This window comes from Nonomuraea phyllanthi, from assembly GCF_006334985.2.
Lineage (GTDB): Bacteria > Actinomycetota > Actinomycetes > Streptosporangiales > Streptosporangiaceae > Nonomuraea > Nonomuraea phyllanthi.
On the sequence record NZ_VDLX02000005.1, the window covers coordinates 618,737 to 630,922 of the forward strand.

At 69.6% G+C, this 12,186-nt stretch carries 8 protein-coding genes and 2 pseudogenes; 5 read left to right on the forward strand and 5 right to left on the reverse strand.

Going from position 1 to position 12,186, the window contains the following annotated elements:
- Positions 1–117: 117 nt before the first annotated feature.
- Entirely contained in the window at positions 118–3,144 is a 3,027-nt protein-coding gene (locus tag FH608_RS17195) for an FAD-binding and (Fe-S)-binding domain-containing protein (RefSeq protein ID WP_226899613.1), read from the forward strand.
- The gene (locus tag FH608_RS17200; RefSeq protein WP_139631476.1) at positions 3,141–4,991 is read left to right on the forward strand and encodes a thiamine pyrophosphate-dependent enzyme; all 1,851 of its coding nucleotides are present in this window, start codon (positions 3,141–3,143) and stop codon (positions 4,989–4,991) included. Before FH608_RS17195 ends, FH608_RS17200 begins: the two co-directional genes overlap by 4 nt.
- 616 nt (positions 4,992–5,607) lie before the next feature.
- On the opposite strand, the gene FH608_RS17205 is transcribed toward FH608_RS17200, so the two are convergent.
- The gene (locus tag FH608_RS17205; protein ID WP_139631477.1) at positions 5,608–6,759 is read right to left on the reverse strand and encodes a glutathione-independent formaldehyde dehydrogenase; all 1,152 of its coding nucleotides are present in this window, start codon (positions 6,757–6,759) and stop codon (positions 5,608–5,610) included.
- 147 nt (positions 6,760–6,906) lie between these two features.
- Between FH608_RS17205 and FH608_RS17210 the strand changes: the two genes are divergently transcribed.
- On the forward strand, positions 6,907–7,509 hold the full coding sequence (locus tag FH608_RS17210; protein WP_226899614.1) for a hypothetical protein: 603 nt from the start codon (positions 6,907–6,909) through the stop codon (positions 7,507–7,509).
- A 517-nt stretch (positions 7,510–8,026) separates the two neighbouring features.
- Here the strand turns inward: FH608_RS17210 and FH608_RS17215 are convergent.
- On the reverse strand, positions 8,027–8,590 hold the full coding sequence (locus FH608_RS17215; protein WP_139631478.1) for a cyclophilin-like fold protein: 564 nt from the start codon (positions 8,588–8,590) through the stop codon (positions 8,027–8,029).
- A 102-nt stretch (positions 8,591–8,692) separates the two neighbouring features.
- Between FH608_RS17215 and FH608_RS17220 the strand changes: the two genes are divergently transcribed.
- A complete protein-coding gene (locus tag FH608_RS17220) occupies positions 8,693–9,592 on the forward strand; it encodes a helix-turn-helix transcriptional regulator (protein WP_139631479.1) in 900 nt (299 codons plus the stop codon).
- A gap of 996 nt (positions 9,593–10,588) precedes the next feature.
- Positions 10,589–11,119, forward strand: a complete 531-nt coding sequence (locus tag FH608_RS17230; protein ID WP_139631480.1) for a TetR/AcrR family transcriptional regulator — start codon at positions 10,589–10,591, stop codon at positions 11,117–11,119.
- A gap of 8 nt (positions 11,120–11,127) precedes the next feature.
- On the opposite strand, the gene FH608_RS53835 is transcribed toward FH608_RS17230, so the two are convergent.
- The 3 genes and pseudogenes from FH608_RS53835 to FH608_RS52775 all read right to left on the reverse strand — a co-directional run.
- A complete protein-coding gene (locus FH608_RS53835; protein ID WP_263008760.1) occupies positions 11,128–11,262 on the reverse strand; it encodes a hypothetical protein in 135 nt (44 codons plus the stop codon).
- 260 nt (positions 11,263–11,522) lie between these two features.
- Positions 11,523–11,801 (reverse strand): annotated as a pseudogene (locus FH608_RS54395) (transposase domain-containing protein); the annotation flags it as partial.
- 161 nt (positions 11,802–11,962) lie between these two features.
- Positions 11,963–12,097, reverse strand: a pseudogene (locus FH608_RS52775) (ATP-binding protein); the annotation flags it as partial.
- Between the last annotated feature and the right edge of the window lie 89 nt (positions 12,098–12,186).

Below are 12,186 nucleotides of genomic sequence, written 5' to 3' on the forward strand. Positions count from 1 at the left end.
TCACTGATCGCCTACGGCCACTCACCCGGCTCAGGACCTGTTCGTGCAGGCAGACCGGCTGGTGGGAACGACATGCGTCGGGTTTGGCGGCTCCCTCCCCGGGCATGGCGTCTGGCTGTGACGAGCACGCGGCACAGGCGGCATCAGCCCGTTGAGCTGGTGGATCGTGGCCGGCTGGCCCGTGATCTGCGGCGGGCGGTCGCCGGTGAGGTGCGGTTCGACCCGGGTGGCCGGGCGCTGTACGCCAATGACGCCTCGATCTACCGGCAGGTGCCGGTAGGGGTGGTGATCCCGCGGCACGAGGACGATGTCGCTGCGGCGCTGGAGGTCTGCCGGGCGTACGAGGCGCCGGTGTTGGGGCGGGGATGCGGCACCGGGCTCGCCGGCCAGAGCGTGAACGCGGCCGTGGTCTTCGATTTCTCGAAGTACATGAACCGGATCCTGGAGCTGGACCCTCACGGGCGGACAGCCCGCGTCCAGCCAGGGGTGATCTGCGATCGGCTCAGGGAGGCGGCCGGACGGCACGGGTTGACGTTCGCGCCCGATCCGGCCACGCACGATCGCTGCACGCTCGGCGGGATGATCGGCAACAACTCCTGCGGCACCCATTCGGTCATGGGCGGCAAGACCGTCGACAACGTCATCTCGCTGGAGGTCATGACGTACGACGGCACCCACATCACGGTGGGCGTCACCGACGACGTACGGCTCGGGCAGGTCCTCGAGGCCGGTGGGCGGCAGGCGGAGATCTACGCGGCGCTGCTGCGGCTGCGCGACCGCTACGCCGGCGCGATCCGGGAGGGCTACCCGGATCTGCCGCGGCGGGTCTCTGGATACAACCTGGACGACCTGCTGCCCGAGCGCGGCTTCGATCTGGCCAAGGCGCTGGTCGGCAGCGAGTCCACGTGTGTCCTGGTGACCGCGGCGACGGTGCGGCTGCTGCCGGATCCGCCGCACCACTCGCTGCTGGTGATCGGTTACCAGGACGCGGCGACGGCCGCCGACCATGTGCCGGAGCTGCTGGGCGGCGAGGGGCTGATCGGGCTGGAGTGCTTCGACGCCGGCGTCCTGGGCAACCTGGACAGGCACGGGGAGCACGTACCGGGCATGGACGAGTTGCCCGATGGCTCGGCATGGCTGCTCGCCGAGTACGGCGCCGGGTCGCAGCGCGAGGCCAACGCGCTGGTCGAGGCCGCGAAGGCCCGTACCGGTGCGGGGACGCCGAAGGTCTTCGAGGACGAGGCGGGCCAGCGGGACGTCTGGGAGGTCCGGCGCAGCGCGATCGAGTACACCCGGATCCCCGGACAGCACGCCGGCCTGGCCGGCTGGGAGGATGCCGCGCTGCCACCCGAGCGGCTCGGCGACTACATCCGCGAGTACTGCGACCTGGTGCGGCGGCACGGCTACCACACGGTGCTGTTCGGCCACTTCGGCCAGGGATGCCTGCACAACCGCCTCGACCTGGACCTTCAGACGGCCGATGGCATAGCGAACTTCGAGGCGTTCCTGGCCGAGGCGGGCGACCTGGTCGTGCGGTACGGCGGGTCGCTGTCAGGGGAGCACGGCGACGGGCAGCTGCGCGCCAACCAGCTGGTCAAGATGTTCGGCCCCGAGCTGGTGGGGGCGTTCGCCGAGTTCAAGGCGGTCTTCGACCCGGACGGGCGGATGAATCCCGGCAAGGTCGTCGCGCCCTACAACCCCGTGCAGAATCTGCGGCTCGGCACCGACTACGAGCCCCGGCAGGTCGAGACGTACTTCGCCTACCCCGAGGACGAGCACGGCTTCGCCGACGCGGTGAACCGCTGCTTCGGGATCGGCAAGTGCCGGCGTACGTCGGGCGGCACGATGTGCCCGAGCTTCATGGTGACGCGGGAGGAGGAGCACACCACGCGCGGCAGGGCCAGGCTGCTGTTCGAGATGATGAGCGGGCAACTCCGCGGCAAGGGCTGGCGGGACCCGAACGTGAAGCGGGCGCTGGAGCTGTGCCTGTCGTGCAAGGGTTGCAAGGGCGACTGCCCGGTCTCGGTCGACATGGCCACCTACAAGGCCGAGTTCCTCGCGCACCACTACCGCGGGCGCCCGCGGCCCCGGCAGGCGTACGCGCTCGGGCTGATCCCGCTGTGGGCGCGGGCCGCCTCCCGCCTGCCCGGCGTGGCGAACACCGCGCTCGCCGCCCCGGTGCTGGGGCGGACGGCCAGGTTGCTGGCCGGGGTGGCGCCGGAGCGCCGGGCGCCCACGCTGGCGGCCCGCACCTTCCGCCGCCTGTTCGCCGAGCACGAAGCGCCCGGAGGCGGCCGGCCCGAGGTGCTGCTGTGGCCGGACACGTTCACCGATCACTTCGCCCCCGACATCGGTCTCGCGGCCGTCACGGTCCTGGAGGGCGCCGGTTACCGGGTACGGCTGCCCGGGCGACGGCTGTGCTGCGGTCGCCCGCTGTACGACTACGGGATGTTGCCGACCGCCCGGCGATGGTTGCGCCGGATCCTGGACGAGCTGCGCGAGCCGATCCGCGACGGCGTCCGCCTGGTCGGGCTGGAGCCGAGCTGCCTGGCGGTGTTCCGCGACGAGCTCGTGAACCTGTTCCCCGGCGACGCCGACGCCCGCCGGCTGGCCGCGCAGACCCGCACGCTGGGGGAGTTCCTCTCCGAGGCCGGCTACGAACCACCGCGGCTGGAGCGTCGCGCGCTGGTCCAGGTGCACTGCCATCAGAAGGCGGTGCTGACCCACGATTCCGAACGCGACCTCCTGGCCGCCATGGGTCTGGACGTGCACGTCCCCGACTCCGGATGTTGCGGCCTGGCCGGCAGTTTCGGCTACGAGCGTGGCCGCAGGCACGAGGTGTCGATGGCGGCCGGGGAGCGGGTGATCCTGCCCGCCGTACGCGACGCCGACGACGGGACGGTCATCGTCGCCGACGGGTTCAGCTGCCGCGAGCAGATCGCCGGCGGCACCGATCGGCGGGCCCTGCACCTGGCCCAGGTCCTGCGGCTGGCCACCGAGCACGGCCCGGGCGGGCCACCCGGCCGCCCCGAGGACGCCTGCCGCAGCGAGGCGCCGAAGGCCCGGCTGGGCCTGGCCGCGGTCGGCGTGACCGCGGCCGCCGGCCTGGCCTACGCACTACGACGTGAGAGGGATTCGAGATGACCGATCACACCGCATCGGACGTCCTCGTCGACCGCCTGCGCGAGTGGGGCGTCGAGGTGATCTTCGGTTTGCCCGGCGACGGCATCAACGGGTTCATGGACGCCCTGCGCAAGAGGCATCCCGAGATCTCCTACGTCCACGTACGCCACGAGGAGATCGCGGCGATGGCCGCGGTCGGGTACGCGAAGTTCACCGGCAAGCTGGGCGTGTGCTTCTCCACGTCCGGGCCCGGCGCGATCCACCTGATGAACGGCATGCTGGACGCCAAGGTGGAGCAGGCGCCGTTGCTGGCGATCACCGGCATGACCTACCACGACCTGATCGGCACCTCCTACCTCCAGGACGTCAACATCGACTACCTGGTCAACGACATCGCGGTCTACAACCAGCGGATCATGGGGCCGCAGCACGTCACGAACGTCGTCGACTACGCCTGCCGCACCGCCCTCGCCCAGCGGGCACCCGCCCACATCGCTTTCCCCATCGACATCCAGGCCGCGCCGGCCGATTCGGGGTCGCGGTTCCAGCGCAACGTGCCCGGTCACACCAGCGCCGGGTACCAGCCGCCGGTGCGCGTTCCCGAGCCTGCGCTGATCGAGAACGCGGCGCGGGCGCTGTCGGGGCGGACGAAGGTCGCGATCCTGGCCGGCGCGGGCGCCCGGGGCGCCCGCGCCGAACTCGAGGAGGTCGCCGACAAGCTCGGCGCGCCCATCGTCAAAGCCCAGCTCGGCAAGGACTGCGTGCCGGACGACAGCCCGTACACCACCGGCCCGATCGCGCTGGTCGGCTCCCGGCCCTCGGAGGAGGCGCTGGAGGAATGCGACGCGCTGCTGATCGTCGGGTCCACCATGCCCTACATCGAGTACTACCCTGCGCCCGGGCAGGCCGTGTGCGTACAGATCGACGACAAGCCCGAACGCATCGGCCTGCGCCACCCGGTCGACGTGGGCCTGGCCGGTGACGCCGCGGCCACCCTGCGCGCGCTGTCCCCCCGGCTCGACCGCAACGAGGACCGCCGCTTCCTGCGGAAGGCGCAGGACGGCATGCGTGCCTGGTGGGACCTGATGGCCGAGCGCGGCACCGGCACGGACATCCCGATGCACCCGCAGGTGCCGGCCTGGGCGCTGAACGACGCACTCGCCGACGACGCGATCGTCTGCGGCGACTCCGGCACCGTCACGACGTGGGCGGCGCGTTTCATCAGAACCCGTCGCGACCAGATGTTCTCCTTCAGCGGCACCAACTGCTCCATGGCCGCCGCCCTCCCATACGCCATCGGCGCCCAGGTGGCCTACCCCGGCCGCCAGGTGGTCGCCTTCACCGGCGACGGGTCACTGACCATGCAGCTCGGCGACTTCCTCACCTGCGTCCAGCACGAACTACCGGTCAAGGTCGTCGTGTTCAAGAACAACACCCTCGGCCTGATCAAGTGGGAGCAGATGGTGTTCCTCGGCAACCCCGAGTACGGCGTGGACATGGCCAGGATGGACTTCGTGAAGTTCGCCGAGGCTTGTGGCGCCCGCGGAATGCGCATCGAGGACCCCGAGCGTTGCCGCGAAGGCCTTCGTGAGGCGCTGGCCTGGGACGGCCCGGCCATCGTCGAATGCGTCGTGGACGAGCACGAGCCGCCCTACCCGGCCAGGGTCAAGAAGGACCAGGTGCAGAAGCTGGCCGCCGCCCTGCGCGAAGGCACCCCGAACCGGCGCCGCATCGCCCTGCAGATGGTCAAGGACCTGCTCGACGAGGCGTCCTTCGAGGCCAGCCCCGCCTCCTCCGTTCCGCGTCCCATCGGCGAGGTCGGCGCCAGGATCGCCGACCACCTCCGCAGGCGTGCGGACGGCGACTGAGGCGAAACGGCCCGTGCTCCTCCAGGCCCCCAGCGCCGGCCAGGGACCGGCACGGTCAGCGGGGCGGCGCCGTCCCGGCCGCGCGAGCGTGGGCGCCCGCTACGCCGCGACCCGGGAGGACACCACAGTGGGAACCAGCGGGATCGCCTGAGGAGGCTGCGGTGGAGTCCTGCGGCGCATTGACGGTGGAGAAAATGACCGAAGAGGCGTGGCGTGGCCTGCGTGGCGTTATGTCGTACCTGGAAGCACTGCTGGTCGGTGGTCTGGTGAGGGCTTTGGGGGCGTATCGCTTCGCGCTCGGGTCGATCGGCAAACGTGCCCAGCGTGCCCGCATCGACCGAGCACGATGCGGACAACCCCTGAGCCCCGCGCCGGCCGGACTGATGAGCGGGCCGGCGCTCGGCCGGGCCCCGTCAAGGCTCTGGATGGCCGACGGCCCCAAGGACCACACCGGCGCCCGCCACCGGGCTCAACGCCGAAGACCTGCGCGGGCGCCTGCACGACATCAAAGCTCCTACGTTCCTTTCGTCTGATGGCTAACCAACCGCCGACAGCGAGCCGAACCCTGTCACGGCATCGACCGCCGCGTCGCGGAAGACCGCGTGCGGCATGTAGTTCAGCTCGTCTTGTTCGGGTGCAGGGCCACCTTGGTCCAGCCCTCGTCTCTCGCGCCGAAATGCATGAACGCCTCGGGCGCGTCGTCGAGCTCAAGTTCGTGGGAGAGGATCCAGGACGGCCGGGCGCCTCCGTCATGGATGAGGGACAGAAGCTGGCGATTGTAGTTCTTGACGTTGCACTGTCCGGTGCTCATCGTCTGGCCCTTGTACCAGAAGGTCCCGTAGTCGATGGCCACCGTTCCGCGCTTGTACAGCTCGTCCTCGCCGGCCGGGTCCCGCGCGACGAAGAGGCCGACGACGGCGATGCTCCCGGTCGCCTTGACTGACCTGACCAGGTTGTTCAGCGTCATGTTGGGATGCTCCATGCCGACCGTGTCATGCGCCTGGAAGCCCACGCACTCGCAGCCGCGGTCTGCGCCCAGCCCTTCGGTGAGCTCCAGCACCTGCTCGACCGGTGAGGCCTGGGAATCGTCGATCAGAATCGCTCCGATCTCCTCCGCCTTGGCCAGCCGATCGGGATGGTGATCGATGACCATCACCCCGCTCGCGTGCTTGAGTATCGCGGAGTAGGCGGCCATCAGGCCGACCGGGCCGGCGCCATAGATCACGACGGTGTCACCCGGCTGCACGCAGGCGAGCTCGGTCGCGTGCCACCCGGTGGGCCACACGTCGGCGAGCATGACGTAGTCGCTCTGCCGCTCCCTCGCGTCCTCGGGCAGGACCAGGCAGTTGAAGTCGCCGTACGGCACGCGCAGCAGTTCGGCCTGGCCGCCGCTGTAGGGGCCCATGTCGGCGTACCCGTACGCAGCGCCGACCTTGCCGGGGGCGGGGTTGGTGGTGAGGCAGAAGGCGGTCAGGCCCCTCTCGCAGTTCGCGCAGAAACCGCAGGAGACGTTGAACGGCAGGCAGACCCAATCGCCCACCCGGACCCGGTCGACGGCATCACCGATCTCGATGACCTCGCCGAGGTTCTCGTGACCGAAGACCCGGCCCGGCTCGAAGCTGGTTCGGCCTTCATACATGTGCAGGTCGGAGCCACAGATGTTGGACGTGGTGACACGGACGAGCACGTCGGTGTGCCGCTCGATGCGAGCGTCAGGAATGTTCTTGACGCTCACCTGTCGAAGGCCTTCATAGACCACGGCTTTCATGATGACTCCCACCCTCGGATGCGGTTTCTCTGAGAGACGGGATATGAAACGGCGAACGCGTGTGTGCGCCTCGCCCCTTTCGCACGACGAGAGATCGAGCGCGAGGCAGGAGATTTTCGGCCGGCCCCCCGCATGTGTGCATTCCTGATGACCTGCGCTCTACCCCTCACGAGAGGGGTAAACCGCCGTCTGCTGCCTGACCGCAGGTCGCCGCCCCAGCTCCTCCTGGCGGCGGCCTGCACAGCACCGACGCCACCGCGCAGCGAGGCGAGCACGGCAGCCAGTACGGTCTGCTACCGTCCCCAAACGGCGCCCGGGGCAGAGACACCCACCACGATCGACGTCATCGAGCAGGCGTACTTCTGTATCCTCGGCACCTACTACAGCGGCGCCACCCTGGACGCCCGCTCCCTGCTGACCGCCGGATTCGTCGCCCTGACCCAAGAGCGCAACCGCGACGGGCGCGACCTGCCCGAGGCCACCATGCCGGCGCCGGCCGGCGACAGGAAAGCCGACTGGGCCGCATTCGAGACCGTCTATCGCGAGATCACCGATCAGGTTCCCGACCTCCGCGACAAGCCGGCCGTCGTCACCCTCGAGGCCGTCGTGGCCGCCCTCAACGACAACCACGGGCGGCGCTCGTGGTGGCTCGCCGCGATGATGCGTTCGGTGCCGAGCTGCCTGGCCGCCAGCACGCTGTACGAGCCGACCGCACCATCACGGGACGACCGCGACGGTCTCGCCCGGTAGCGTCGAGGCGGCGCTCGTCGCTGAGGTGCTTGCCCGCCTGTGCGGCCACGGCGGCGAACCAGCCGGTGCCCAGCACATCGGAGGCGGCCAGAAGCCGGGGGATCAGGTCGCCGGAGGAGATGTCGGGCGTGACAACCAGGGTGCCGTCCGCGAGGGGGGCCGCGCATGTACTGTCCCTGAGCGCCGCTCACGCCCTGGCCATGGATGCAGGAGCTGTGGTAGCCGGCCTGGCGGATCTCGCAGGTGTTGTCGGAGGCGAGGAACGAGCAGACCACGAACTGGCCAGCCGCCACCGTGGTGACCGCGGCTCCTCCAGCTTTTCCACGCTCCGGTACGGCCACAGGTCCGAGCCGCAGATACGCCGACAGGTGGACGATCGCATCGATCGGCTCGGTGATCTGCGGTTCGGGACGGTCTTCGACGCGGACCTGTCCGGGGGCGGTCAGCAACACGCATGAGCAGAGCGCTTCCTCACAGGCCGTGAAGGCGGTGATGGCGGGGGATTTCAGGCGGCAGGTCAGGAGCTGGTCGCGGCGGCCGGCCCGATTCGGACCGTGAGACGGTTGCCCGCGTCGGAGAGGCTGTCCAGGCCGGTCTGGACGACGCCGAGGCGGACCAGGCCCGGATCGGGCACCGTCTGGCCGAGGTCGTCGTAGTAGATGGCGATCATCCCGCTCTCGGGCCAGAAGTAGATGCCTCCTGCGGTGGGGTCATGGACCGGTGTGCCGCCTTCAGCCGCGAGCGGGCGCGGTAGCGGCCCTGCCTTCGCCTGTCCCCACGCGTCCGTCAGCTGCACGGTCAGCGGCAGCATCGCGGTGAACTGTCGCGACATCATGGTGTCGGTCAATGTCGCGGTGACGGTCTGGTCGCCGAACCGCAGCACCACCGGCACCCCCGAGGCGGCGCTCACCGTGCCCGGCGAGGACACCGGCGAGGACACCGGCGATGACACGGGCCCGGCGCGCTGCGGGTCTGCTGACAGTGAGCACCCAGCCAGGAGGCCGGCCAGCGCGGCGGTCAGCAGGCAGGCGGCCAGGCGACGGGTCCAAGCGGTGGTGGTCGCGATCACAACCTCGGTCATGGCGTCCAGCACATCCGGGCCGGCCCGGGGGAGGAAGTCACTCCTGATGGGTGTACTACCAGTACATCCCACGTGCCGGGAAGGCTGCCGTACCGTCGTGGCATGGACAACCGGTCCGAAGTGCGCGAATTCCTCACCTCACGGCGCGCCAAGATAACCCCAGAGCAGGCGGGTCTGCCCGTCGCGGGCCAGCGTCGCGTTCCCGGGCTGCGGCGCGGCGAGGTCGCCGCGCTGGCCGGGATGAGCGTGGAGTACTACGCCAAGCTCGAACGCGGCTCCCTGGCCGGAGTCTCGGCCGGCGTTCTCGACGCGCTCGCCCGCGCCCTGCAGATGGACGACGCCGAACGCGCCCACCTGCTGCGCCTCGCGCACGAGGCCGACGGCAGCAACGCCGTCCTGCGCCGGCGCCGCCCCAAGCAGCCGACCGCACGGCCCAGCCTGCAATGGATGCTCGACACCATCACCACCGCCCCGGCGATCATCGGCAACAACCGGTCAGACCTGCTGGCCGCCAACCACCTGGGCCGGGCCATGTACTGCGACCTCTACACCGATCCGAGTCGGCCGCCGAACTTCGCCCGCTTCACCTTCCTCGACAGTGCGGCCCGCCGCTTCTTCCCCGACTGGGACCTGGCCGCCGACATGACCGTGGCCAACCTGCGCACCGCCGCCGGCAAGGACCCGCACGACAAGGGCCTGCACGAGCTGGTCGGTGAACTGTCCACCCGCAGCGACGACTTCCGCCGCCGGTGGGGAGCCCACAACGTCCGCACCCACGGCACCGGCATCAAGCACTTCCATCACCACGTCGTGGGCGCCCTCACCCTCGCCTACGAGAGCATGGACCTGCGCGCCGAGCCCGACCTGTCCATGACGATCTACACCGCCGAACCCGGTTCCCCATCCGAAGACGCACTCCGCCTGCTCGCCTCCTGGGCCGCCACTCACGAGCACACTGATCAGCTCCGAGGCACAAACGATTCGAACGCCGAACACGCCTGATACGCCCGAACGGTGGTTCACAAGCGAGGACCATCTTGAGCTCCGCTGATCGTTGAGCGGCTTCTGACCTGGGCGGCCTCGTTGGAGACGGTGTCCGCAACGAGGCCGCGGGCGGTCTGAGACGCGTCGGTCAGCAGGGCCGATCGTCGCCGAAGAGCGGCTCGCGGGAGCCGGTGCGGGAACGGACCGGTCCGGCTCTCCTGCATCGGCCAGCCGAAGGCGACCGAGCGCTTCGGCGAGTTGTCGGCGGAGCCTGGGGTTTTCCTCGGCGAGCTGGCGGTTGCGGCGGTTGGCTGCTTCGAGGCGGCGGTGCAGGACGTCTCACTGCTGCATTGACGAGCCGGCACGGATGGCTCTGTGGCGGGCCGGGCTGTGGTGTGGAGCCTGTCGATCTCGGCGCGCATGTCGGGCGGGGTGTAGAGCCAGGAGCGGGAGACCTAAGCCTGCTGGGCGACGGTCTGGAAGGTGACCGGGACGTCGGTGCGGTCGAGGTTGTCCAGGACCTGCTGGTCCGTCTCGGCCATGCGCTGGTGGCCACGGGGTTCAGCGGCGGAGATGATCTGTAGGAACCTGGCGGCGCTGCTGGTGGTGCTGGAGCAGGAATTCCGGAGTGGTGAAGATCGAGAAGCTCAGGCAGGCGTTGGCGTGCGGGCACGATGGCTGCACCGGCAGGCCGCAGTAGCCGTTGGGCAGGGCTTGCGTCGCCCGGCCGATCCGCTGGTCGGCCTCGGCGAGGATGCCCGCGGGTCGAGGGTGACGCTCCCGGAGACTCCCCTGAGCGCTGGGTCGCTGGCAAGTGCCACCACATTCCTCGCCGACTGCTCGGCGGCAATCCCGACGGCGGTAAACACGCCGCTAGGTTGCCGGTGAGGATGTGGCGCCGGTGCGCCCTGCCCGAGCTCTCGGGCAGCTACGAGAGTGATGTCCCTCATGAAGAGATGCGGAAATCTCACCATGAGGCGTTGACGTAACGTGGTGGTCAAGTCAGATGCTGGGATGCAGCGCACCCGTTCGGCGATTCTCGACGCCGCCGCCCGGGTGCTGGGCCGGCGACCGGATGCGGCGCTGGCGGAGATCGCCGATGAGGCCGGGGTGGGGCGCGCGACGCTGTACCGGCATTTCCCGACACGGGAGTCGCTGCTGAGCGGGGTGGCCGGGATCGCCGAACTCGCGGACGGCTTCGCCGCCGCGAACCTCGGCGAGTTGCCGGCCGACCGGGCGATCGCCAGGATCGTCGCGGTCTTCCTGCGCAACGGCGGCAAGTACGCGGCCGTGATCAGAAATGCCGGCCAGTACTGCGACCCGGCCGACCTCGAACGCACGGCCAAGCCGGTCCGCGAGGTCCTGGCGCGCGGTGTCCGTGACCAGATCCTCCGCGCTGATCTGCACGAGGACATGCAGTTCGCGCTGTTCTCGGCGATCGTGGAGCGTGCCCTCCGGCTCACCCTCGACGAGGCCACGACACCTGAGGAAGCCACCGAGGCCGCCGTGGCGATCTTCCTCGACGGCGCCCGCAAGCCCGACTAGAACGATCTTCATGGGAGCGGAGGCAGGGTCACCGAAGAGGGGCGCAGTCCTTCGGTGAGCAGGGCGAAATAGCGTTTGTGGCCCGCACCCGCCGGACCGCCGAGACCGACGGTGGCCATGGTCATCGCGATGATCGCCACCACGTCGCGGGCCTGCAGTCCGCACCCAGCCGGGGAGTGGCTGGTACGTGGAAATCCCGGCTGTGGATGAGGTGGGTGGGATGGCCGGGCATCTGGCGCTCTGGGCCGGCAGCTCGAGAGGGATCAGGTAGCGGTCGATGCCGGCTTCGGTGCCACGGCCGGCCAGCGCCGGGCCGTTCTTCACGCGTTCCTGTGTGCCGAAGCCCTCCATCCGGGGCAGGTGCAACAGCAAGGTGAACCGGGTCGTGCGCTCCACGAGGGTGCCGATCGCCGATCTGCCGGTTCTGCCAGACCAGCAGGTAGCCGACCTCGGGGAACAGGCACATTGCCAGCAGGAAGTAGACCCCGACACGCGAGGGCAGCGCGCGCAGACGGCGCTGCACGCCGCGGGTCTCTTCCAGGACAGCATCGACGAGCTCGAACGGCACAAGCCCGGTCAACTCACCCAGATGCCCGGGAGCGAACAATCGACCGGCTGCCGATCGGGACGAAGAGTCCGCCTCGACAGCGCGGGAAACAGCAGAGCTGGCATACTCGGCAATCAACGGAGATCCAGTTCTTCGACGGCTGGTTGTGGAAGATCACCGTTTGGCTGCGGAGGCTTCGTCCGACACCGCTTGTTGGCGAGTTCTGACACCGCCGGGCACGTGTCGGTGCCGCGGATGTTGGTTTGCGTCGACACCGCTTCCGCGCCCGACGGGTGTCAGGATGTCCGCTGCTTTGTGGCTTGGGCCAGACGGTAGGAGTCGGTGCCGGTCTCGAGGATGGTGCCGCCGAAGGTGAGTCGGTCGACGATGGCTGCGCATAGCCGGGGGTCGGTGAAGGTCTTGGTCCAGCCATCTGGGGGTGGCACATGTTCGTGTCAGAGGATTCTGGCTGCTAGCTGGGGGTTCCTGGTTCTTTCTCATTTCCCTGATTCGTGAGGTG